Annotated in this window: 25 protein-coding genes; all 25 read left to right on the plus strand. The window is 65.7% G+C overall.

The annotated features are described in order from the left end of the window. Positions 1-59 precede the first annotated feature (59 nt). The 25 genes from AC1PPL_RS04915 to AC1PPL_RS05035 all read left to right on the plus strand — a co-directional run bounded on the left by AC1PPL_RS04915 (position 60) and on the right by AC1PPL_RS05035 (position 21,371). Positions 60-386, plus strand: a complete 327-nt coding sequence (locus tag AC1PPL_RS04915) for a hypothetical protein (protein ID WP_479972788.1) — start codon at positions 60-62, stop codon at positions 384-386. Beyond that, positions 373-804, plus strand: a complete 432-nt coding sequence (locus AC1PPL_RS04920; protein WP_479972789.1) for a hypothetical protein — start codon at positions 373-375, stop codon at positions 802-804. Before AC1PPL_RS04915 ends, AC1PPL_RS04920 begins: the two co-directional genes overlap by 14 nt. A gap of 63 nt (positions 805-867) precedes the next feature. Next, on the plus strand, positions 868-1,392 hold the full coding sequence (locus AC1PPL_RS04925) for a hypothetical protein (RefSeq protein WP_479972790.1): 525 nt from the start codon (positions 868-870) through the stop codon (positions 1,390-1,392). Positions 1,393-1,950: 558 nt separating this feature from the next. Next, a complete protein-coding gene (locus AC1PPL_RS04930) occupies positions 1,951-2,439 on the plus strand; it encodes a phage terminase small subunit P27 family (protein WP_479972791.1) in 489 nt (162 codons plus the stop codon). Beyond that, positions 2,399-4,192, plus strand: coding sequence for a terminase large subunit (locus tag AC1PPL_RS04935; RefSeq protein ID WP_479972792.1), 1,794 nt, complete (start codon positions 2,399-2,401; stop codon positions 4,190-4,192). The genes AC1PPL_RS04930 and AC1PPL_RS04935 overlap by 41 nt, the downstream gene beginning before the upstream one ends. Continuing rightward, the gene (locus tag AC1PPL_RS04940) at positions 4,189-4,356 is read left to right on the plus strand and encodes a hypothetical protein (RefSeq protein ID WP_479972793.1); all 168 of its coding nucleotides are present in this window, start codon (positions 4,189-4,191) and stop codon (positions 4,354-4,356) included. The genes AC1PPL_RS04935 and AC1PPL_RS04940 overlap by 4 nt, the downstream gene beginning before the upstream one ends. 3 nt (positions 4,357-4,359) lie before the next feature. Beyond that, positions 4,360-5,640 carry a phage portal protein gene (locus tag AC1PPL_RS04945; protein ID WP_479972794.1) on the plus strand — a complete coding sequence of 427 codons (1,281 nt, stop codon included), beginning with the start codon at positions 4,360-4,362 and terminating at the stop codon, positions 5,638-5,640. Next, positions 5,637-6,587, plus strand: coding sequence for a signal peptide peptidase SppA (gene sppA / locus AC1PPL_RS04950; protein ID WP_479972795.1), 951 nt, complete (start codon positions 5,637-5,639; stop codon positions 6,585-6,587). The genes AC1PPL_RS04945 and sppA overlap by 4 nt, the downstream gene beginning before the upstream one ends. Before the next feature lie 65 nt (positions 6,588-6,652). Further along, a complete protein-coding gene (locus tag AC1PPL_RS04955; protein ID WP_479972796.1) occupies positions 6,653-7,966 on the plus strand; it encodes a phage major capsid protein in 1,314 nt (437 codons plus the stop codon). 83 nt (positions 7,967-8,049) lie between these two features. Next, on the plus strand, positions 8,050-8,424 hold the full coding sequence (locus tag AC1PPL_RS04960) for a hypothetical protein (RefSeq protein WP_479972797.1): 375 nt from the start codon (positions 8,050-8,052) through the stop codon (positions 8,422-8,424). A 3-nt stretch (positions 8,425-8,427) separates the two neighbouring features. After that, on the plus strand, positions 8,428-8,979 hold the full coding sequence (locus AC1PPL_RS04965) for a hypothetical protein (RefSeq protein ID WP_479972798.1): 552 nt from the start codon (positions 8,428-8,430) through the stop codon (positions 8,977-8,979). 12 nt (positions 8,980-8,991) lie between these two features. Next, positions 8,992-9,330, plus strand: coding sequence for a phage head closure protein (locus AC1PPL_RS04970; RefSeq protein ID WP_479972799.1), 339 nt, complete (start codon positions 8,992-8,994; stop codon positions 9,328-9,330). Beyond that, a complete protein-coding gene (locus AC1PPL_RS04975) occupies positions 9,323-9,943 on the plus strand; it encodes an HK97-gp10 family putative phage morphogenesis protein (protein WP_479972800.1) in 621 nt (206 codons plus the stop codon). Before AC1PPL_RS04970 ends, AC1PPL_RS04975 begins: the two co-directional genes overlap by 8 nt. Then, entirely contained in the window at positions 9,940-10,305 is a 366-nt protein-coding gene (locus AC1PPL_RS04980) for a hypothetical protein (protein WP_479972801.1), read from the plus strand. The genes AC1PPL_RS04975 and AC1PPL_RS04980 overlap by 4 nt, the downstream gene beginning before the upstream one ends. 15 nt (positions 10,306-10,320) lie before the next feature. Further along, positions 10,321-10,518, plus strand: coding sequence for a hypothetical protein (locus AC1PPL_RS04985; RefSeq protein ID WP_479972802.1), 198 nt, complete (start codon positions 10,321-10,323; stop codon positions 10,516-10,518). Between the two features lie 27 nt (positions 10,519-10,545). After that, positions 10,546-11,475, plus strand: a complete 930-nt coding sequence (locus AC1PPL_RS04990) for a phage tail tube protein (protein ID WP_479972803.1) — start codon at positions 10,546-10,548, stop codon at positions 11,473-11,475. 76 nt (positions 11,476-11,551) lie between these two features. Next, on the plus strand, positions 11,552-11,872 hold the full coding sequence (locus tag AC1PPL_RS04995; protein ID WP_479972804.1) for a hypothetical protein: 321 nt from the start codon (positions 11,552-11,554) through the stop codon (positions 11,870-11,872). Positions 11,873-11,952: 80 nt separating this feature from the next. Continuing rightward, the gene (locus tag AC1PPL_RS05000; RefSeq protein ID WP_479972805.1) at positions 11,953-12,279 is read left to right on the plus strand and encodes a DUF1799 domain-containing protein; all 327 of its coding nucleotides are present in this window, start codon (positions 11,953-11,955) and stop codon (positions 12,277-12,279) included. Between the two features lie 3 nt (positions 12,280-12,282). Further along, positions 12,283-16,941, plus strand: a complete 4,659-nt coding sequence (locus AC1PPL_RS05005; RefSeq protein ID WP_479972806.1) for a hypothetical protein — start codon at positions 12,283-12,285, stop codon at positions 16,939-16,941. A gap of 25 nt (positions 16,942-16,966) precedes the next feature. Beyond that, positions 16,967-17,917: a hypothetical protein gene (locus tag AC1PPL_RS05010; protein WP_479972807.1), complete on the plus strand. Its 951-nt coding sequence runs from the start codon at positions 16,967-16,969 to the stop codon at positions 17,915-17,917. Continuing rightward, positions 17,918-18,634 (plus strand): hypothetical protein, encoded by a 717-nt coding sequence (locus AC1PPL_RS05015; RefSeq protein ID WP_479972808.1) that lies wholly within the window; start codon positions 17,918-17,920, stop codon positions 18,632-18,634. It abuts the gene before it with no gap. Then, complete coding sequence (locus AC1PPL_RS05020; protein WP_479972809.1) at positions 18,631-20,061, plus strand: hypothetical protein; 1,431 nt, start codon at positions 18,631-18,633, stop codon at positions 20,059-20,061. Before AC1PPL_RS05015 ends, AC1PPL_RS05020 begins: the two co-directional genes overlap by 4 nt. 2 nt (positions 20,062-20,063) lie before the next feature. Further along, entirely contained in the window at positions 20,064-20,570 is a 507-nt protein-coding gene (locus AC1PPL_RS05025; RefSeq protein WP_479972810.1) for a hypothetical protein, read from the plus strand. Continuing rightward, a complete protein-coding gene (locus AC1PPL_RS05030; protein ID WP_479972811.1) occupies positions 20,570-21,034 on the plus strand; it encodes a hypothetical protein in 465 nt (154 codons plus the stop codon). Before AC1PPL_RS05025 ends, AC1PPL_RS05030 begins: the two co-directional genes overlap by 1 nt. Next, positions 21,021-21,371, plus strand: a complete 351-nt coding sequence (locus AC1PPL_RS05035) for a hypothetical protein (RefSeq protein ID WP_479972812.1) — start codon at positions 21,021-21,023, stop codon at positions 21,369-21,371. Before AC1PPL_RS05030 ends, AC1PPL_RS05035 begins: the two co-directional genes overlap by 14 nt. Position 21,372: the final 1 nt, after the last annotated feature.

Genomic DNA, 21,372 nt, shown 5'->3' on the forward strand with positions numbered 1-21,372 from the left:
GTGGCCTTCTTTCACCACAGCACAGGCAGTGCACACGTGTGCACACCAAGGATTTCGTCATGACAACACCAGCCCGACCAGCCAGCATGCGGATAGCCATGCCCGAAACGGCCGACTTTGTGGATCGCAAGCGCGTGGAGTGGGGCAGGGCCCACGTGGATGATTGCCTCAAGCGCGCGTTGGCCGGGGAGCCCGGCTACTTCTACGCCATCGAGGGCGGGCACGTGCTGGGTACGCCGTGGGGCATTCCTGACGGTGGTCTGTCGGGTGAGCTGTGCGTGGCCAGGTTGCAGGCCATGGCGCTGATGATGGGCGCTACGTTTGCTGGGTTCATGCGGGAGCCTGCTATAGCGGCAGAGCCAGGGAGGGGCAATGGCAAGGCTTGAGCACATCCGCCAGCGGCTGGAAGAGTGGGCCATATGGAAGACCCGCGACGAAGCGGGCGCGCGTGGTTATGCCAGCAGCTCTGTGCTGTTGAACATCACCACATGCTTTTCGCGCGGCTCTTACAACGGCATGCTGATCCCGGTGTTTGAGGAAAGGGCGGCAGAGACCGACCTGGCTGTGGAGTCGCTGAAGCTCACGCGCTCTCACCTGTATGCCACCCTGGACTACATCTACTTGAGGGAGCTGGGGATTCCGATGACGGCACAGAAGATGCGCCGGGCGCAATCCACTATCAAGGCGCAGTTGGAGGTGGCAGACTATGCCATCGCCGATTTTCTGGAGAACCGGGCCGTCGAGGCGGAAAAGAGGCGGGTCATGGCGGCCTATGAAAGGCGGCGAGGGGGTTTTACACCTTAGACCTTTTCAGTACATTTCAGGCACCTTGTGTTTATTGCGTCCCCTCCCAGCGATGGGCACAAGATGGGAACCCCGGCAGGCATTGAGCTTGTCGGGGTTTTGCTTTTCTGGAGCAATGGCGTGACACCGATCCGACTCAAGGCAAAGCTCGCAGGTCAATCGACCATCGCGCAAAAGGTGTTCTCGTTCGTTCCGATCGCGGAGTTGTGGACTCCGGGCCAAATCGCTCAAGAGTTGTGCCGGGTTACTGGAAGTCGTATCGACATGCACATCCTCCGGGGATGTCTTGTGGCTATGGCCGAGGCTGGCCTGGTGCGGGTAACCAGCAGCGGTACGTACCAGCGAGCGGTAGTCGAACCCCAGCAGCCTGCTGTTCATGAACCAAGGAAACTCACAGTGAGCAACGCGGACAAGACCTCGAAGCCAACCTCTGCCATCGAACAGCTGGCGGGCATCGCCAAGAGCCTGAGGGCTGTTGCTGATGAGATCGACGCCGTGGCGATCGAGATTGACGACACCAAGTCGAAGGATGCCGAGGAATTGGGCAAGCTGCGGCAGCTGCAGTCTTTGTTGAAGAGCTTGGGGTAGTCATGGCCCTTGCATCCATACGCGCTGCCGATCGCAAGACGTACGACAGTCGCAGGGGGACGGCACACGAGCGCGGATATACCAGCGCTTGGCAACGGGCGCGAGATGGATTCCTGCGCGCAAACCCGCTGTGTGCCGACCACCAGCAGCGTGGTCAGTTCGTAGCCGCCGCAGTGGTGGACCACAAAGTAGCGCCGCGCCTGAAAGAAGCGGTGGACAGTGGTGACGCTGAGCGGATCGCTGCAGCCCGCCAGCTTTTCTGGGACCGAGGAAATTGGCAAGGCCTTTGCAAGGCCTGTCATGACTCGGCGAAGCAGCGCCAGGAAAAGTCGGGCCGTAGTCCGGGATGTGACGCTGACGGCCGCCCGCTTGATCCAGGGCACCACTGGCACGCATCGCAGGGGTAGGGGGGGGCAAAAACTTCCACCCAAAGCCGCGCAAGACCGACCGCTTCTCTCCGCTCGCAACGCCGGGAAATATGGGGGAGGGGGGGTATCAGGAAAGGAGGCCTTCATGGCAGGAAACGCAAACTCCGGTCGGCCGCCGCTGCCGCCATTCATGCATCAGATGACCGGTAACGCCAGCAAGATGAATCGGGAGAAGCTGGCGGCGGAAACCGCTGCGCTGCAGATCAAGGCCTGCGCGCCCGAGCCACCCGAATGGCTGACCGCCGCGGCGCTCGCGGAATGGCGGCGCGTGGTGCCGGACCTACTGACGCTGGGATGGGTGCACCGGCTGGACCGCATGCAGCTCGCAGCGTACTGCGAGGCCGTCGCGGACTGGGAGACCTTCCGCAAGCGCATCGCTGCAGAAAACCAGCGCATGGCCGATTCTGGTGACGTGCAGACCTTCTCCACTGGAGCGAAGCAAATCAGCATCTGGCGCCAGCTGGCCAACGATGCAGAGAAACGCGCGAACGCCGCGGGCGCCGGCTTCGGGTTCACGCCACTGGCGCGCCGCACCATGAAAGCGCCGGTGACAGCGCCGCAAGAGGAGCTGTTCCCCAATGCCCACGACGAGGCCGTCCAACGCTACTTCACCCACTGATCGCGTCGCGGCGTTCTGCCGCGCCGTGCTGGACGGGGAGATTGTTGCCGGCCCTCATGTGCGCCATGCGGCGCAGCGGCATCTTGACGATGTACTCACCGGTCACCTGCGTGGCCTGGTGTGGCGGCAGGATCTAGCGGACCGCGCCATCGGCTACTTCGAGGATGTGCTCAAGCTCAACGGCGGCGAGTACGAGGCCAAGCCCTTTCTGTTGGCGCCTTGGCAAGCGTTCGTCGTCGGCAGCATTTTCGGGTGGTACACCGAGGACGGGTTTCGGCGCTTCAGCATCGTCTACATCGAGACGGCCAAGGGCTCGGGCAAGTCCCCCCTGGCGGCAGGCATCGGCCTGTATGGCCTGACGGCTGACGGAGAGCAGCGTGCCGAGGTATACGCGGCGGCCACCAAGCGCGACCAGGCGCAGATCCTGTTCCGCGATGCGGTCAGCATGGTGAACCTATCGAAGCACCTGGCCTCGCGCCTGGTGCAATCGGGGCGGGATGAGAAAGTATGGAACCTGTTCTATTCCGCCACGAACAGTTTCTTCCGCACCATCGCATCCGACGAAGGCCAATCCGGTCCGCGCCCGCACATCGGCCTGATCGACGAGGTGCATGAGCACCCCACGGCGACCGTCGTCAACATGATGCTGGCCGGTCGCAAGAGCCGACGCCGCGCCATGGTGGTCATGATCACCAATAGCGGCAGCGACATGAACACCGTCTGCGGCCAGTATCACGAACTGGGCGTGCGTGTGGTGCGGGGTGAGCTGGCGAACGACGCCATGTTTGCCTTCATCTGTGCGCTGGATGAGGGCGATGACCCGTTCACGGATGAGGCCTGTTGGCCGAAGGTCAATCCCAGCCTGGACTACCGGGCGCACGGCCAGTCAGACGGCATCCCGGGAAGGCGCTACCTGCGCGAGGAGGTGCAGAAGGCACGCGGTATTCCGGCCAGCGAGGCCGTGGTGCGCCGCCTCAACTTCTGCCAGTGGACGCAAGCCGCCTCTCCGTGGATCGGCTGGGACGTATGGAAGCAGGCGCATGAACGCGTGTCCATGTCGATGCTGCGCAACCGGCCAGCCGTCGCCGCGCTGGACTTGTCCAGCACCACCGACCTGACGGCCTTCGTGCTGCTGTTCTATCCCACCGTGGCCGACCCGCACTGGCGCTTGATGCCGTACTTCTGGATTCCAGACCATGAGCTGGACAAGCGCGAGGAACGCGACCGCGTGCCCTACAGCGTGTGGATTAAGGAAAAGTGGCTGGAGACCACGCCGGGCAGAGCCATCAGCAAGCTGCACGTGCTGCGCCGTCTGGCCACCATCTGCAGCTACTTCCAGGTGCACAAGATTGCCTACGACCGCTGGCGCATCGAGGACCTGCAGCAAACCATGGCGGAGAACGGCATCACGCTGCCGCCGCTGGAGAGCTTCGGCCAGGGCTACCAATCTATGGGCCCGGCCGTGGATGAATTCGAGCGGCGCCTGCTGGGCATGCCTGAGAAGGACGCCGAGGGTAACCCGGTGGCCGGCGAGGTGGAATCCCTGCGGCATGACGGCAGCCCGGTGTTGACGTGGTGCGCGGGCAATGCCGTCACCGTGAGCGATCCGGCTAGCAACCGCAAGCTGGACAAAGTCAAGTCCAGGGGGCGGATCGACGGCATCGTGGCCTCGGTCATGGCGACTGGCATCAGCACCGGCGGCCGGCCCGCCGGCGCACGGTCGATCTATGAAGAAGAAGGAGTGGGGATATGAAATTGGCCGTGCTGTCGTGGCTGATCGGTCTGCTGGGCTTTGGCCTGCTGGTGGCGGGCGTAGCCCTGGTCCATGTACCCACAGCGTGCATCGTCGCGGGCCTGTGCATGGTGGCCTATGCCTACCTGCTGGACCGTGCCGCCGCCGTGGCGCAGAAGGGGTAAGGAATGTTCTTTTCACAACTGCTCGCCAGCGGCCAGGCCGGCACCGTCTCCGACGGTGGTGGTGGATTCTGGCGCGGGCTGATCGGCAGCGGCCGCAGCAGCGCGGGCGTGCGCGTCACGCCGGAGACCGCGCTCGCGCTCCCCATCCTGCAGAACTGCGTGACGCTGCTGGCCGAGAGCTGCGCGCAGCTCTCATGCGAAGTGTTTGAGCGGTTGGAAGGCGGCCAGCGCCAGCCGGCCATCAACCACCCGGCCTATGACGTGCTGCGCTTTGCGCCGAACGGATTCCAGACGCCGTACGAGCGTATGGAACTGCTGCAGATGGGCGCCGGCCTGCGCGGCAATGGCTACGAGTTCATCGAGCGGCGGGAAGACGGCAACGTAAAGGAGCTGTGGCCGCTGGACCCGAACAGAATCACGGTCCTCAAGGGCCCCGACCTGCTGCCCTACTACCGCGTGCAGGGTTTCGCCGATCCGTTGCCCATGCGCCTGGTGCACCATGTACGCTGGGGTGGGCACACGGGCTACGCTGGCCTATCGCCCATCGAACTGCACGCCGATGCCCTGGGCCTGTCCCTGGCGCTGCAGCAGTACGCGGGAAAGTCCTTCGCAAACGGCGCTACCGTGTCGGGGGTGATCGAGCGGCCGAAGGAGACCACTCCCATCAAGGACCAGGGCAGCATCGACAGGATCCTCGACCAATGGGGCCAGAAGTTCGGCGGCGTGGACAACGCCAAGAAAGTGGCACTGCTGCAGGAGGGTATGACCTTCAAGTCGGTCTCCATGAACAACGTGGACGCGGAGATCGTGTCCATGCTCAAGCTGGCTGGTGCCGACATCGCGCGTATCTACAAGATCCCGCTGCCCATGGTCAACGACCTGGAGGGCGCCAACTACAACACGGTCGAACAGCTGCTCATCATGTATGTGGTGTTCGGCCTGTTGCCGTGGGTTAAGCGGCATGAGCAGTCGGCCATGCGTGACTTCCTGCTGCCGCAGGACCGCAAGCGTTACTTCATCGAGTTCAACCTGTCCAGCCTGCTGCGCGGCGACCAGAAGACGCGCTACGAGGCCTACGCCATCGGCAGGCAGTGGGGCTGGCTCAGCGTGAACGACATCCGCCGGCTGGAGAACATGCCGCCCATAGAGGGGGGCGACGTGTACCTGCAGCCGCTCAACATGATCGACACCGCCAAGGGCATCCTCCCCAGCGCCAATAACCCCAAGGCACGCGCCGAGCTGGAGGCGCAGATGCACTTCATCCAAGGAATCCTGCAGTCATGAAAAGCTACCTTCGCGCATCCAGTCTGCTGTTCAACCAGCCGCTCATGGTCACACCCGATGTACTGGAGCTCGGCGTGCGTTGGGCCAACCAGGTGATGAACCTCAACATCATCAACCTGGGCTCTGCGGCTGGCGCCTCCATGCGCATGGGCGACAACGAAGGCGACCGCCGCATGGAGGTCGATGACGGCGGCGGCCGGCGCAGCACCGGCTCCACTGGCGTGGCAGTGATCCCGGTGCACGGCGTGCTGGTGCCGCGCGCGGCGAACATCGACGCCTGCGAGACCATGACCAGCTACGAGGGCCTGCGCCGCGACATCCGCGCCGCCATCAACGACCCCACGGTGGAGCGCATCGTGCTGGACATCGACAGTCCGGGCGGCTCGGTGGCCGGCGCCTTCGAGCTGGCGCACGACATTCGCCAGATGGCCCAGCAAAAGCCTATCGCCGGCGTCATCAACTTCATGGGCTACAGCGGCGGCTACCTCATCGCGGCAGCGTGCAGCGAGATCGTCGTCAGCCGTACCAGCGGCGTCGGCTCCATCGGCGTGATCGCCAGTCACATGGATCGCTCGGCGCTCAATGAACAGATGGGCGTCAAGGTCACCACCGTGTACGCCGGGGCGCACAAGAACGACCTCACCCCGCATGAGCCGATCAGCGAGCAGTCGCTCAAGGTGCTCACCGACCTGGTGAACGAAGGCTATGAGATGTTCGTCAGTGCCATCTCCGAATACCGCGGCCTCACTGCCGCTGCCGTGCGCGCGACCGAGGCGGGCCTTTACCGGGGCCAGGCAGCTGTGGATGCCGGCCTGGCAGACCGCTTGCAGGCACCGCAGGACGCCATTGACGGCATTGCCCGCGCCGTGGCCAACGATCGCGCGCAACGCAGCGGCGCCCGCCTGGCAGTGCGTGCCGCGGCCCTGCAGATCCAGTCCCAGCTCTGACCGCGTTCGCGGCAGTCCCACCGGCCCGCTTGTGCGGGCCTTTTTTTTGCCTGAAGGAGGCATTGATGTCCCAAGTCCTGAAATTGCGTAGCGAACGCGCCCAGCTCAATGAGCAGCTGCAGGCCCTCGCCAAGAAAGAGTCCGAAGGCGACCAGCTCAGCGCGGATGAACTGCAACAGTTCACCAGCCTGGAGGCCAAGATCAACGAGTTGACCGGCCAGATCGCCCGCGCCGAGGTGGCCGAGCGTATTGCCGCGGCCAGCGCCGTTCCCGTGAACGAATCCGCCCATGGCAACAACAGCCCGCCGGCGAACATCACCGTTACAGACAACCAGCCAGCCGGCGCCAAGATGGCGCAGATGGTGCGCCTGCTAGCTGCGGCCCAAGGCAACCAACAGGTGGCAGCAGACATGGCGGCCAAGGGCGGCTTCGGCTCTGACGTGGCCATGGCCCTGTCCACCGTCACGGCCGGCGCTGGCGGCGTGCTGGTGCCTGAGAACTTTGCAACCTCGGTGATCGATTCCTTGCGCCCCAAGTCCGTGGTTCGCCGCATGGGTTGCACCAGCATCCCCCTCAACAACGGCAACATGACGTTGCCGCGCATCCTGGGCAACACCACGGTTTCCTACATCGGCACTGAAACGGACATTCCCGTCACCGACATGGTGTTCGGTGACCTGAAGCTCGCCGCCAAAAAGGCCGCCGCCATCGTGCCCATCGCCAACGACCTGCTGGCCTATGCCGGTGTGTCGCCGCGCGTCGACGCTATCGTCACCGGTGACCTGCAGCTCAGCATGGCCCTGTCGGAGGATCTGCACTTCCTGCGCTCCGACGGCACGGCGAACAAGCCCAAGGGCATGCGCTACTGGGCGCTGCCTGGCAACGTCGTGGTGGCGCCCGCTGCCCCCACCCTGGCGCAGGTAGACGCCTTCCTGTCCGGCCTCATGCTGCGCATGGAAATGCTCAACGTGGACATGGCAAGCTGCGGCTGGGTCATGGCGCCGCGCACCATCCGCTGGCTGGGTTCGCTGCGCGACGGCAACGGCAATAAGGCCTTCCCCGAGATTGAACTGGGCAAGCTCAAAGGTTACCCCTTCGCGCTCACCACGCAGATCCCCGTCAACCTGGGCGCCAGCACCGACGAGTCCGAAATCTACTTCGCCAACTTCGCCGACATGTACATCGGCGAAGACATGCAGCTCACCATCGCCTACAGCACCGAGGCCTCCTACAAGGACGGCAGCGGCAACACGGTCAGCGCCTTCCAGCGCGACCAGACCCTGGTGCGTGTGATCGCCAAGCACGACTTCGGCCCCCGCCATGTGGAGTCCATCGTCGTTGCCACGCAGGTCACCTGGGGCAAGGACATGCTGGCCTGACGGCTGGCTAGTTCGATCAGCGCGAACGCGGTGCACACGTGTGCACCGCCTCCCGAATCCAACCAATCAATCAAGGGGGTGCCATGAGCACTGCAAAGAAAACGGCCGTCAAGTTCCTCAAGGGCTGGCGCGGCTACAACACCGACGAGATCGCCGGCTTCGAGGACAGCGTGGCGCGCCGCCTGGTCAAGGAAGGCGTGGCAGAGGAGTTGGAAGAAGCGGGCGCCGATGCGGCCGCAGTCAAGTCCGCTGCGACCAAGGCCGGTGCAGCTTCCCGCAAAGCGCCCGCCAAATCCAAGAGTGAGGCCACCACCGCCACCTCCACTGGCGGCAGTGCTGGCGGTGACGGTGCGCAGCAGCAAGGCGGCGCAGGAGACGGCAGTGATCCCGGCGGCACCGGAGGGGATGGCGCAGGCCAGACCGGTCAGCAGCCCGGCGACAGCGACGAGCGCCCGTAACCCATGGCCCGGCGCATCGCGTACACCGGCGCGCCGGTGTTCACCCCCGAAGACATCGCCGCCTGGCGCCGCAACGATGCCGTGCTGCTGGAGGCGGATCTGCTGCGCAACGTCATCATCCCCGGCGTTGTTGCGCAGGCCGAGGCGCGAACCGGCGCTGCGCTTCAGGACGCACGGTACGTGGAGACCTGGCCCGCCGGCTACCCATCGGGCCATGCGCTGGATGTGGGGCAGGCCAAGGAAATCGAATCGGTGGACCTGCTCAGCGCCGATGGCGTTCCTGTTCCATCCGGCGCGGTGTACTACCTGCAGCGCGAGCAGCGTGAGAGCTTCCTGCACTTTCCGGCGGGGCGTCCCGCAGGCGTTCTGCAAATCACCTACATCGCAGGCGCCGACCTGGTCGCCTATCCCACCGTGCGCAACTGGCTGCTGATGCACATCGGCACCGTGTACGCGCAGCGTGAATCGCTGGTCATCGGTGGGAGCGTCGCGGAGCTGCCGTCAGGCTTCCTGGATTCCATGTTGGCGGACATCACCGTGCCGCCACGGTTTTGAACGGAGACCTTCATGCTGCAGGCCGGCAAGCTCGACCAGCGCGTAGCCCTACGCCAACCCAGTACCGTGCGCGGTCGCTCAGGCGGCTTTACCCCAGGGTGGTTGGACCTCCCGGAGATGTGGGCTGCTGTGCGCCACCTCAGCGGTAATGAACGCCCCGCCTCCAGCGCCGCAGGAGGCCAGGTGGCCGTGGCCCGAACGGAGTTCACCATCCCCTACCGGCCAGGCATTACCGCGCAATGGGGCGTGCTTTATCAGGGGCGCCACTACAACATCGCGCACGTCAACGACTTCATGGCTCGGCGCGAGTTCCTCATCCTCACCTGCGACACAGGACTCAACAATGGCTAAGACCGAAGTCCTCGGCATCGGCGACATGCGCGCCGGGTTCGAACGCGTACGCGAAGACATGCGCACGCGCACGAGCCGGCGCATGCTGGTGGCCGCCGGTGGAGTGCTCAAGGGCAAGGCCAAGCAGATCGCCCAGGCCAACGGCTCGCGGCGCACCGGGGCGATGATCAAAAACATCGCCATCAAGCGCGAGTCGGGCACGCCGCCCGGCGTGGAGCAATACCACCTGGGCGTGCGCCATGGCCGCAACCTCACGGCCAAGGCCAAGAAGGCAGGCAGCCACCTGGCCGTCAACGGGCGCGGGCGCATCGTCAAGCGCTACACGGACGATCCCTACTACTGGCGCTGGGTGGAGCTGGGCCACAAGGTCACCCCGCGCGAGGCGGTGGCCGATGGCACCACAACCTACCAGCAGCGGCTGCGCAACGGTCAGGTGGTCACGCGCACCAAGACAAACAAAGGCTCCAGCATCCGCCAACGCCGCAAGCACCAGACGCATGTGGTGCCCGCCAAGCCCTTCATCGGCCCCGCGCTGGAGCAGGGCAGGGGCGACGCCATCAAGGCCATGGAGGCCAAGCTGCAGCGGGACCTGGACAAGGCGGGCAAGGCATGAGCACCGTGCACGAAACCCTCACCGCGGCGCTGTCGGCAGTGCTGCCCAACAGCTGGGCACTGGAGCTGCCGCCAGATCCCGACTACCCCGCGCTGGTGTTCGACGTGGACAGCGAGCCCGAGGCGCAATGGTGCCTCGGCGGCGGCTACATGCAGCACGACGTGAATGTCGTCGTGGTGGCCCGCGACCTGGACGAACTCGAAGCGCTGCTACCCCTGGATGGCGGTGGCCCCCTGCGCCCCGCGCTGGAGGCGCTGGAGGCGTACCAGTACGAAGAGGCCTGCGGCGATGCCGACTACGAGCCCGACCCAGCGCTCTATGCGCGCTTTCTCACCGTGCGTCTGCGCACACCCCGCTACTAACCCACCGGAGGCACCATGCCCAAAACCCCCACTGCCGCCACCGAGGCGGACGGTGTGCACACGCGTGCACAGTCCACTGAGCCGAAGCCGGCAAAGCCCAAGCTCCACATGCCCACGCCGCTGCATCCGCGCGATGAACACACCGGCAAGGGCGGCAGCTACGTGCGCGACCCCGCCACTGGCGAGCGCCGCCGCGTGGCCCCGAACCCCTGACGTACCCCATCGAAAGGAAACATCGTCATGAAGTCCATGAAAAAAATGCTGCTGCTGGCTGTGGTGGAAGCCGTCAGCGGTACCGATCAAGTGCCCACTGCTGGTGCCAACGCCATCCTGTGCCGCGCGTTCATGCCAGAGCCCATCACGGCCGAGCAGGTCAGCCGCGACCTGATTCGCCCCTACAAGGGCAACAGCGGCAAGCTCACCGTGGGGGAGCACCGCAAGTTCACCTGCGAGGTGGAGATCGCCGGCAGCGGCGCAGCTGGGACAGCACCAGCCTGGGGTCCGCTCCTGCAGGCCTGCGGCTTCGCGGAAACCGTTACCGCTGGTACCGATGTCACCTACGACCCGGTGAGCGAGGGGGAGCCGACGCTAACCCTGTACGGCTACCTGGACGGCATCCTCTTCAAGATCACGGGCGCCAAGGGCAACGTCACGTTCACGCTGAACGCCAAGTCCATCCCCGTGATGCAGTTCGAGTTCATCGGGGCTTACTCGCCCGCCACTGATACGCCGCTGCCCACGGGTGTGGACTACACAAAGTTCCAGCAGCCCAAGACCGTTGGCAAGCTCAACACGCCCACCTTCAACTTCCACAGCGTGACGGCCTGCACCTCGGCCTTCAGCATCGCCTGGGGCAACACGCTTGCGTGGCGTGAACTCATCAACTGCGCCGGCGCACGCAGCCCTGACCGCCAGCCCACGGGCAACGTCACCATGGAGTTGCCCAGTATCGCCACCAAGAACTGGCCCGAGGTGGTCCGCGAAGGCACCACCGGCGCGGCCAACCTGGTGCATGGCACCACGGCGGGAAACATCGTGGAGTTCCAGTTGCCCAAGATCCAGTGCAACCCCTTCACGCTGCAGGACGACCAGGGCATCGCCATGGTGGCCATGCCGTTCGACCTGATGCCCAACTTGGGCGACGACGAGCTTTCCATCATCGTGCGCTGACCAGCGCGCGCTTCTCACCAACCCAGGGCCACCCGCAGCGGTGGCCCTTTTCATTTGTCCAAGGAAACCACCCGCCATGTTCATCCTCGCCCCCACCGAAACCTTCAAGGCCAAGGTCACCGTCAACGTCGCCACTCCCTCGGGTAGCTGGCGCGAAGAGTCCTTCACCGGCATCTTCAAGCGCACCTACGAAGAGGACCGTAAGCGCCTGCTGGAACTGCCCAACGTGGATTTGCTGCGGGAGGTGATGACCGGCTGGGAAATGGTGGATGAAACCCGCGCCCCCGTGGAGTTCAACGAGCAGAACTTCGACGCCTTCCTGCGCCTGACGGGCGCCGTGCGCGAAGCGGCAGTCACGTACTGGCAGCACAACGCGGGCGCCAAGGCAAAAAACTGATTGCCGCGGCGCGCTGGTGGGCGGGCGAACGTGACGAGGACCTCACGCGTTTCGCCCCCGACGAGTCCACCCTGCAGGCCATGCAGGCCTTCGGCGCCCCACAGGCCGATATCGACCGCGTGCGCGCGCAGATCGATGCCGCAGCCGCGCCGAGGGACGGCGACACGTTTGAGGTGCATGCCGACAACCAGCGCACCGTGGCGGCCTTTGTAGCCCTGCGAACCCAGTGGCAGTACGCCGGCATGGCTGGCCAGCGCGTGGGCCTTCTGTACGCCGGCGTTGCAGCCTGGCTGCTTGAGCACATTCGCCGCCCGCGCATCCGCCGCGAGGTCTTCACGGGCCTGCAAATCATGGAAAAGGCAGTGCTCGCGTTCGACGCAGAGCAGCGCCAGAAAGAAGAGAGGTAACGCATGTCCGCACTCGGCTCCCTCGTCGTCAAGCTGGGCCTGGAATATGCCGAGTACACCGGCGGCCTCAGCAAGACCGAGCAGGCCGCCTTGGCCACGGCCAAAAAGGTGCAAGACACCTTTGACGGCATGCAGCGCAAGGTGGCCGCAACCGTGGGCGCCATAGCAGGCGGCCTGGCCGCGGGCTTTGCCGTGGGCGCCTTCCGCAACCTGTTGGCCGGCGTGGTGGAGACAGGCGCGCGCCTGGACGATCTGCGCATGCAGACCGGCGAAACCGTGGAGGCGCTCAGCGGCCTGCTGGCCGTTGGCAAGTACAACGACGTGGGCGCAGACCAACTCGGCGCCATGATGCAAAAGCTCAGCTCCAACCTGGCTGGCGCCACGGAGGAGAGCAAGGGCACGTCGAAGGCGCTGCAGGCCCTCGGCATCGACATGGATGCGTTCAAGCGCCAGTCGCCCGCCGAGCAGATGCAAGCGATCGCGCGCGGCCTGGCCCAGTTCGAGGACGGCGCCGGCAAGAGCGCCGTGGCCATTGCGCTGCTGGGTAAGGAAGGCGCGAACGCGCTGCCCTTTTTCAACGACCTGGCTACCGTGGGCGAGCTGCAGGCCCAGGTCACTACCGAGCAGGCCGCCGCCGCGGCCAACCTGGACGACAACCTCGCACGCCTGAGCGCCACTGGCGAGGGCTGGAAAAAAGAGCTGGTCTCCGGCATGGTGCCGGCGCTGGACTTGGGTGCCCAGGCGCTGCTGGACGTGATGAACGGCACTGGCGGCATGCGTGAGGAAGTCAAGCGCCTGGCGGCCGACGGCTCGATCCGCGAGTGGACGAAGAACGCGATCACCGGCCTGACTTATGTGGCCGATGCGGCTGAGTACGCGTGGCGTGCCCTTAAGTCCATTGGCAAGGGCTTCGGTGGTCTTGCGGCAGGCCTGGTGTTGGCCCTGCAGGGCGATTTCCGTGGAGCCTTCAACGCGCTCAAAGACTCCGGTCAGGAGATGATTGATGCGTTCGGCGGCGAGACCATGGGCGCCCGCCTGCGTGCGCGCATGGCCGACATTGAGGCCACGGGCCAGGTGGCTGAGGCTGCCAAGCCGAAGCTGGATTTTTCCAACGTCATCGACAAGACGGGCAAGGCCGCCAAGGAAGCCAAGAACCCTGTGGATGCACTGATCGAGAGCATCGACAAGCGCACCACCCAGTTCGCCGCCGAGCTGTCGGCCGAGGAAAAGCTCACCGAGGGCGAGAAGCTGGCCATCGATGTGCTGGAGCAGCTGCGCAGCGGCAAGGTCAAAGTCACCGAGGCCGAGGCGGCGCTCATCGGCAAGCGCCTGGAGGCTTTACTCGCTGTCGAGAAAGAGGTCAAGGCCAATCAGGCCGCCGCCCAGGCGCTGGAGGCGGAGCGTGCCGCGCGCGCCAAGGCCCGCCAGGCCATGGAGGATGGCGCAGGCGCGCTGCTGCAGTCCAACGAAGAGCTGGAGCGCGAGATCGAGCTCATCGGCCTCACCGAGCGCCAGCAACTGCAGGTGCTGCGCGCGCGCAATGAGGCCATCATCCTCACCAAGCGCGCCACCCTGGCCGAGCTGGAGCGACGCGACGCCATCAGCGGCACCATGAGCCGCGAGCAGATCGCGCTGGCCGCAGAGATCGAGCAGCTGGAGCGTCGCAACCAGCTGCTGGAGCAGCGCCAGGTGCGCCAGGAAGAATTCACGGCCTGGCAGTCCATGTGGCAGAGCATCGACCAGACCGCGCACGATGTGTTTGTCAACGTCTTCGAGGACGGCGCTGGCACCTTCAAGCGCCTGGGCCAGACGCTCAAGGCCTCGCTGCTAGACCTGCTGTACCAGCTCACGATCAAGCAGTGGATCATCAACATCAGCGCCAACTTCACGGGCGGCGGTGTGTCCGGTCTGCTGGGCGCGCTGCTCGGCGGCGGCGGTGGTGGTGGCGATAGTGCAGGCGGCGGCTTCGGCCTGGGCGACCTCTTCAGCAAGGGCTCCAGCCTGTACAACATGATCAGCAACGGGTTCTCCAGCGCGATCAGCACGGCGTTTTCCTCGTTTGCCATGTCTCCTGTAGGCCAGTCGCTGGGTCTGTCGGCCATGGGTGCGGGCGGCATGGGCCCTCCGGCGCTCACCGCCACGGGATCGGCCATTGGCGGGGCCATGCCGTACCTGGCCGGCGCGGGCATCGGCTACGGCCTGGGCTCCATGATCAGCGGTGGCTACTCCGCCATCGGCAAGGGTGGGTACGCCGCGAACATCGGCGGCACGGCCATCGGCATGATCCTGGGCGGTCCCATCGGTGCGATCATTGGCGGCGCCCTCGGCGGCGTGGTCAATCGCTTGTTTGGCCGCAAACTGTCCGACTGGGGTATCGAGGGTACGCTGGGGGGCGAGTCCGGATTCGAGGGGCGCCAGTTCCAGTATTACAAGGGCGGCCTGTTCCGGTCGGACAAGACCAAGTACTCGGAGCTGGACGAGGATGTGCGCAAGAGCATTGCGGACACCTTCAAGAGCATCCAGGCCGAGGTGGGCACATTCGCAACGGTCCTGGGCCTCGATGCGTCCAAGATCGCCGACTTCACCACCAAGTTCAAGTTCTCCACCAAGGGCCTGGACGATGCAGGCATCCAGGATGCCTTCGCCAACGCCCTGCGCACCGGCAGCAACGAGCTGGCGCAGCAGGTGCTGGGCACCTGGGAGAAGACAACCAAGGAGGTGGAGCGCGTCATCTACGGCGGGATCTCCGACAACGCGATCGAGGACGTGACCGGCGTCATCAAGGAAACGGTCGAGGAGCTGCGCTACATCCCGAGCGAGTTTGCGCGCGACGGTGAGGAAGCGATCGACACCTTGACGCGGCTCGCCACCAGCCTCACGGCGGTGAATGCCGTTTTTGAGAACCTGGGCTACACGCTGTTCGAGTCCAGCCTGGCCGGCGCCGACATGGCCAGCCAGCTCATGGATCTGTTCGGCGGCGCCGAGGGCTTCAACAAGGTGACGGGCAGTTTCTTCCAGAACTACTACTCGCCCGAGGCCCAGCGCGAAGCGGTGCGGCGCCAGATCGAAAGCCAGTTGCGCACGGTGGACCTGTCCATGCCGGACATCAACACGGTGGACGCGCGGGACCAGTACAAAGCGCTGGCAGAGGCCCAGGACCTCAGCACGGAGGCCGGCCGCGAGGCATGGGCCATGCTGATGCAGCTGTCCGAAGCCTTCGCCTCGATCACGGTGTCGGCCGAGCAAGCAGCGACGATGCGCTTTGACCTCAACCAGCGCCTGCTGACGGCCGAGGGCAAGGAACGCGAAGCGCTGCTGCTGCGCCGTGAGCAGGAGTACGAGGCACTGCTGCGCGTGGACCCTGAACTTGCTGCCATGGTGCGTCGCATCTACGAGCTGGAGGATGCCGCGCAGGCCGAGGCCGATGCTGAGCGAGAGAAAGAGCGCGTGCGGCAGGAGCGCCGCAGCCGCGAGGACGCAGCACTCGACGCACTGCGCCGCGCGGTGGCCGCCGAGCGCTCCGCGCTGGAGTCCGCGCGCAGCGATGCGCAGCAGACCGCCCAGCTGTGGCGCAGCATCGTCGGCATCGCCCACGAAGCGGTGATCAGCCTGCGCTCTGAAAGCGCGGCCACGGCCGCCATGCAGGCCGCGCAGGGATGGACGTTCATCGAGGACGCCGTTTCCAGCGTACTGCGCGGCGGTGCGGCGCCCGATGCCGACGCGCTGCGCGAGGCACTCACCGCGGCGCGCGGCGGCCTGACCGAGGAAAACTACGCATCGCAGTGGGAGCTGGAGCGCGACCGCGCCATGCTGGCCGGGCTGATGGAGCAGCTGGAGGCCGGCGGCACGAAGCAGCTCAGCACGGCGGAACAGGCGGTTGATCTGCTCAACAAACAGATCACCCGCCTGGATGACCAGCTGGAGTACTGGGAGGAGCAGATCAAGCTGTCGCGTGGCGAGCTGGACGCATTGATGTCTGTGGATGCTGCTGTGCGCGCAATCGCCGATCTGATTGCCGGCGACGCGCCCGAGGACACCCCCGCCACAAAGCCGCCCGCCACGGGTGGCAGCACGGGTGGGCCAGTGTTCGGCGGTGGCGGTCGTCCTGTGGATCAGGAGCCCGCGCGCTACTTCCGCATGCGCTCGGGCGGCACTGCAGGCGTGATGTACGAAGGCATCCGCGATCAGTCGCTGATTGACCGGCTCGACGCGCTCTCCCCCGTCTATCACGCGTTTGACGGGACGGGAGATCTCGCGGGACTGGCGGCGGCCTTCCAGGCCGCGGGCGGGACCATCGCCGACTTGTCGATCCTCAGCGGGAACTGGGAATCGGACTGGCGCAAGGCGTTTTCTGCCGTTGGCATACCGGCCTTTGCACGCGGCGGAGAGCACTCGGGCGGATGGGCCTTGGTGGGCGAGCAGGGGCCAGAGCTGGCCTATATGCCGCCTGCACGGATCTACACCGCCAGCCAGACCGCGCAGATGCTCGGGCGCGGCGGTGAAGGGCAGTGGGCCTCCAGCAAGGTGGAGACCATGCTGCAGCGCCTCATCGCCAGCGTTGACGCGCTGGGCGGGGAGGCGTCTGCCGTCAGCCTGCGCGAGATCCGCGACGCTTTGTCTTCCGCCAGCGAGGGCCCGTACCTGCGCGTGACCCAGGTTTAAACCATCGAGAGAAAGGAGGGCCACCATGGAGGGAGGCCCATTCATCCTCGTGCCGCTGCGCATCAGCGGCGGCATGATCAAAGAAGGCACCACGATCCCTGAGGTGGACCCCGCGCGCGATGAGGTGGCGTGGGTCAGCGGCGGCAACTACGTTGCGGGCGATGAGCGGGTGAGCGAGGGGTCCATCTGGATCTGCTCACAGCCGCACAGCGGCCGCACCGCGTTGCCATCGCAGGATGGCAAGTATTGGTCGCGTGGGCAGCCCAGCAACCGCTGGTCGCCGTTTGATGACTACGAGAGCACGCCCGCACGCGCCAATGGCTCGCTCACCTACGTGCTGGACCCGGGCTTCTTCACGTCCGCTTATATGTCCGGGCTGGTGGGCGAGGCCATCGAGATCAATGTCACGGAGGGCGCCGTAGGTCCGAGCCTGATGGACCCGCCAGGCCCGCTGGTGGTTGACCTGTGGGAGCAGGCCATGGGCCTGTGGGAACTGCTGTTCGTGCCCCTGGGCGTGCGCAGCAGCTTCAGTCTCGATGGGATGGCTTTGCACCCCTCGGCCCGGCTCACGCTCACCGTGCGAAACGCCAGCCCAACGGCGCCTGTGGCCCTGGGGACATTGATGCTGGGGGAGTGGCAGAGCGTGAGCGGCGTGGGCGGCTCGGGCGGCGTCGAGTATGGCGCCGAGGCCGAGCTGAAATCCAACGGCTTCATCAAATACGACCTGGACGGCGGCTGGCACATCGTCAAACGCCCCAGCTCCATCAACCTGCGCCTGCCCACCGTGCTCGATGCCGCGCAGGCCGACTATGCCGTGGCACTGCTGCGCAGCGTGCTGGACCGGCCCGTGGCGGTCCGCGCCACCAACGTGCCGGGCTATGACTACCTCAACACCGTGGGCCTCATCACCGGCCCTCTAACAGCCAGCGACTACAGCACCGCGCGTGCCAGTTTGAAAGTGACAGGAGCGATCTAGATGACCACCCCTATTCAGCCCGTACCGCCCGCGCCCGAGCCGCCGGCATTTCCAACGCTGGCAGACCGGCCCGCAGGCGTCTACAACCAGAAAGCCTACGCATGGGCCCTGTATTGGGGCGGCGAGATGATCACGCGCCTGATGGCGTTGGTGGCCAATGTCTGGAACAACGCTACCTCCGCCGCGGAGTCAGCAACAGTGGCGCAGGCCGGTGCAGAGTCCGCATCGAACGCTGCAGCCGTGGCGATGGCCGGCAACCACTTCAAGGGCGCCTGGTCCAGCCTGGCCGGCGCGCTCGCCCGCCCAGCTTCGGTGCTGCACGATGGGCAGTACTGGATGCTCCTCAACGATCTGCTCGATGTCGCGGCCTCGCAGCCTGGCGTGGACACCGCGAACTGGGCGCCAATGATCGACCTGAAAGACGCTGCGGTGCCGGCGACGGGTGGCGTGATGGACTGCAGCAAAGGCGACACGTTCACGCTGACGGTCAATGGCAACGTCGCGCTGTCGTTTGTGAATGTGCCGCCACGTGCGTATGACCCCGTGCTGGAGATCCTTCACATCAGCGGCACGATCACCATCCCGGCCGGGGCGGTATGGGCCAACGGCAAGGTGCCTGAATTCCTCACAGGCCGGCGGCACCTGCTGTTCTTTCACCGCGCCCATACGGGGTCGGGCGGCTGGATCATGTCTGCGCTTGAGGGGTCTGCATCGTGAGCATCTACTCCACGATCCAGCGGCAGGCTTACACGGCGGACGTCAAGCTGCCGCCCCCGCCCGGTGAAGCGATCTTCGTCGGTAGCGGCGGGGCGACACAGTCGTTTGTGGTGCCTTCCGGCGTGTACTTCATTAGCGTGGTTGCAGTGAGCGCGTCCCCCACGCTGGCATGCCAGCTCAAGCGTGGCGCAACGGTGTTGCTGGACACCACGGCCCCCATCGGCGTGGGCAATGACGGCGGCGGCAACGGCGGCCCCGGAGGCACGAACGACACAGGCCTGAGCTTCTACAACTCGTACAACTCGGGCGGAGGTGCCGCCGGCTACGACGGCAACGGAGGAACTGGCGGCTTCGGCCGCGCCAGCGGCTTCGGGTATCCAGGTGGTAGCGGGTCAGGTGGCGGCGGCGGTGGCGGCAAAGGCGGTGACGGCAATGGCAGCCAGATGGTCAGCTATGGCGCTACAGGCGGTGGTGTCGGCTTGTTCGGCAAGGGGGCAAACGGCGGACCTGGGGCGAACGGCTCTCCAATTCAAGGCCCTTACGTCGGCGGCGGCGCCAACAACAGCCCTGGCGGCAATCTGCGCTATCGCAACAACATCGCCGTGACCCCAGGAGAGACACTCACCATCGCTTTGGGTTCGACTGTAGCCACCGCGTCGATGGGACCCGGCATGCGCATCATCTGGGGCAAAGGGCGAGCATTCCCGAGCACCGACTGCGGGCCCACAGTGCCCAAGGGGCAGGCGTATTTCGCAGGGACGAACACGACGTGGATTGTCCCCGCCAATATCACCGCTGTGTCGATCGCATGCCAGCAAAACAATGGGACGAGCGCGGCAGTCTCCGTTGTCGCTGCGGGCAACGTCGTGTGCCGTGCAGAGAACGGTAACCGCGTGGGGACGGGTGGGGGTGACGGTGGTTTGCCCGGTCAAGGCGGGCTTGACGATAGCGGGGGAGGCGGCGGCGGCGGCTACTTCGGCAACGGTGGCAACGGTGGCATGTATGCCGTCATCGCCAACAACGCATGGGCCGTCGGTGCGGGCGCACCAGGTGCTGCTGACAGCAGCGCAGCTGGTGGTGGCGCCAGCACATCACGCGCATACCAGGGTTCGTTCGGCGGTGGCGGCAATGCCACGTACTCATATGTCCGCGCGGGGCCAGGTGGCGACGTGGGCATCGAAGGTGCCGCGCAGGGCCAGGGCCTCGGCGGCAGCTCCGGCTACAGGCCGGGTGGCAGCAGCGGCTTAGGCCCCATCAACGGACTGCGCGGCGGCGGACGGCCGGGTGTGCGCGGCGGTGCGCTGGCATGGCTCGGCACGCTCGCTGTGACCCCCGGCCAGGTGCTCACCGTGAACGCCGCTGGCGGCCGTGTGCGCTTCGTGTGGGGCCCTGGACGCTCATACCCATCAAACGCAGGAGAGGTTTAAACGTGAACTACATCAATGTCGAAACGGGTGAGTACCCCGTCACGCCGGACATGCTCCGCTCGCGCTTTGCGAACGTGATCTTCCCGATCCCTTTTGAGGCCCCTGATGGCTATGCGCCGGTGGCGTTCGGTGAGGCGCCGGCATTTGACCCGGCGACGCACAAAGCCGTGGAGCTGGCCCCTGTGCAGCTGGAGGGTGGGTGGGTGCAGCAGTGGGAGGTGGTGGCCCTCACACAGCAAGAAATCGACGATGCGCGCCGAGCCCGTGTGCCTGCAAAAGTCACGCGCCGGCAGGCCCGCCAGGCGCTGCTCATCGCTGGTCTGCTGGACAACGTGCAGCCGGCAATCGATGCGATCGCGGACCCGGTGCAGCGCGGCATGGCGCAGATCGAGTGGGACGACTCCCAGGACTTCGAGCGCGATCGGCCCTTGCTGATCCAGCTGGGCCACGCCATCGGCCTGGATGACGTGGGTATCGACAACCTGTTCAATCAGGCCGGGGCACTGTGATGCGCGCAGCTTTCTACAAGGCGACTCGCCCCGGCCTGCAGGGCCTGTACAGCCGCGGCGTGCGGCTGATTGACCACGGCCCTTACAGCCACTGCGAAGTGGTGTTCAGCGACGGCATGTGGGGGTCTGCCTCGTTCGTGGACGGCGGGGTGCGCCTGAAGCGCATTGCCGCAGATCCTGCGCACTGGGACTTCCTGGATCTGCCGTCCGGGCTGGAGGCCTATGCGCGCGACTGGTTCGAGCGCAACGTGGGCGCGCCCTACGACCTCATGGGCAACGTGCGCTTCGTGCTGCCCTGGCTGCGCGACAGCGAGCGCGGGTGGTTCTGCAGTGAGGCGCTGGGCGCCGCGTTGCGCTGGTCCGAGCCCTGGCGCTACGGCCCGAACGGCGCGGCCGCGATGGTGCGCACGATGTATGCGCAACTTATTCCAACAACAGAGGGAGAGGCGCATGCCTTTGCATGAGGATTCAAACGACCGGCGCCGGCCTGCAGAGGTGAGGCTGACGCAAGAGACCATCGACTACATGACGGAACTGGTGCAGCAGGCCGTGCGCCAGGCTGTGAGCGAGGGCATCAAGGGCGCGATCACCGAGGACACGGCGGCGCGCTTTTGGAGCGCTGGCATGCAGGCGCTGCAGCGTCAGGCAACGCACAGGGCAGGGCGCATGGTGCTGGGTGGCCTGGCGGGCATGCTCAGCCGCGGCGCCATGTTCCTGTTGCTCGGGGGCATCGTGTATGCGGTCGGCGGTTGGGCGCTGCTGGCCAAGCTGGCCAAGGCACTTTTTTCAGCGGGAGGGTAAG

This window comes from Diaphorobacter sp. B2A2W2 (assembly GCF_056730635.1).

Excerpts from the sequence above, each read along its gene's own strand:
- AC1PPL_RS05000 (WP_479972805.1), top strand. The coding sequence starts at position 11,953 with ATGCAGGCCTTCGGCGCCCCACAGGCCGATATCGACCGCGTGCGCGCG.
- AC1PPL_RS04985 (WP_479972802.1), top strand. The coding sequence starts at position 10,321 with ATGCCCAAAACCCCCACTGCCGCCACCGAGGCGGACGGTGTGCACACG.
- AC1PPL_RS04960 (WP_479972797.1), top strand. The coding sequence starts at position 8,050 with ATGAGCACTGCAAAGAAAACGGCCGTCAAGTTCCTCAAGGGCTGGCGC.
- AC1PPL_RS05010 (WP_479972807.1), top strand. The coding sequence starts at position 16,967 with ATGGAGGGAGGCCCATTCATCCTCGTGCCGCTGCGCATCAGCGGCGGC.
- AC1PPL_RS04995 (WP_479972804.1), top strand. The coding sequence starts at position 11,552 with ATGTTCATCCTCGCCCCCACCGAAACCTTCAAGGCCAAGGTCACCGTC.
- AC1PPL_RS05015 (WP_479972808.1), top strand. The coding sequence starts at position 17,918 with ATGACCACCCCTATTCAGCCCGTACCGCCCGCGCCCGAGCCGCCGGCA.
- AC1PPL_RS04980 (WP_479972801.1), top strand. The coding sequence starts at position 9,940 with ATGAGCACCGTGCACGAAACCCTCACCGCGGCGCTGTCGGCAGTGCTG.
- AC1PPL_RS04955 (WP_479972796.1), top strand. The coding sequence starts at position 6,653 with ATGTCCCAAGTCCTGAAATTGCGTAGCGAACGCGCCCAGCTCAATGAG.
- AC1PPL_RS05035 (WP_479972812.1), top strand. The coding sequence starts at position 21,021 with ATGCCTTTGCATGAGGATTCAAACGACCGGCGCCGGCCTGCAGAGGTG.
- AC1PPL_RS04930 (WP_479972791.1), top strand. The coding sequence starts at position 1,951 with ATGCATCAGATGACCGGTAACGCCAGCAAGATGAATCGGGAGAAGCTG.
- AC1PPL_RS04920 (WP_479972789.1), top strand. The coding sequence starts at position 373 with ATGGCAAGGCTTGAGCACATCCGCCAGCGGCTGGAAGAGTGGGCCATA.
- AC1PPL_RS05030 (WP_479972811.1), top strand. The coding sequence starts at position 20,570 with ATGCGCGCAGCTTTCTACAAGGCGACTCGCCCCGGCCTGCAGGGCCTG.
- AC1PPL_RS04970 (WP_479972799.1), top strand. The coding sequence starts at position 8,992 with ATGCTGCAGGCCGGCAAGCTCGACCAGCGCGTAGCCCTACGCCAACCC.
- AC1PPL_RS04990 (WP_479972803.1), top strand. The coding sequence starts at position 10,546 with ATGAAGTCCATGAAAAAAATGCTGCTGCTGGCTGTGGTGGAAGCCGTC.
- sppA (WP_479972795.1), top strand. The coding sequence starts at position 5,637 with ATGAAAAGCTACCTTCGCGCATCCAGTCTGCTGTTCAACCAGCCGCTC.
- AC1PPL_RS04965 (WP_479972798.1), top strand. The coding sequence starts at position 8,428 with ATGGCCCGGCGCATCGCGTACACCGGCGCGCCGGTGTTCACCCCCGAA.
- AC1PPL_RS04925 (WP_479972790.1), top strand. The coding sequence starts at position 868 with ATGGGAACCCCGGCAGGCATTGAGCTTGTCGGGGTTTTGCTTTTCTGG.
- AC1PPL_RS04945 (WP_479972794.1), top strand. The coding sequence starts at position 4,360 with ATGTTCTTTTCACAACTGCTCGCCAGCGGCCAGGCCGGCACCGTCTCC.
- AC1PPL_RS04975 (WP_479972800.1), top strand. The coding sequence starts at position 9,323 with ATGGCTAAGACCGAAGTCCTCGGCATCGGCGACATGCGCGCCGGGTTC.
- AC1PPL_RS04915 (WP_479972788.1), top strand. The coding sequence starts at position 60 with ATGACAACACCAGCCCGACCAGCCAGCATGCGGATAGCCATGCCCGAA.
- AC1PPL_RS04940 (WP_479972793.1), top strand. The coding sequence starts at position 4,189 with ATGAAATTGGCCGTGCTGTCGTGGCTGATCGGTCTGCTGGGCTTTGGC.
- AC1PPL_RS05005 (WP_479972806.1), top strand. The coding sequence starts at position 12,283 with ATGTCCGCACTCGGCTCCCTCGTCGTCAAGCTGGGCCTGGAATATGCC.
- AC1PPL_RS04935 (WP_479972792.1), top strand. The coding sequence starts at position 2,399 with ATGCCCACGACGAGGCCGTCCAACGCTACTTCACCCACTGATCGCGTC.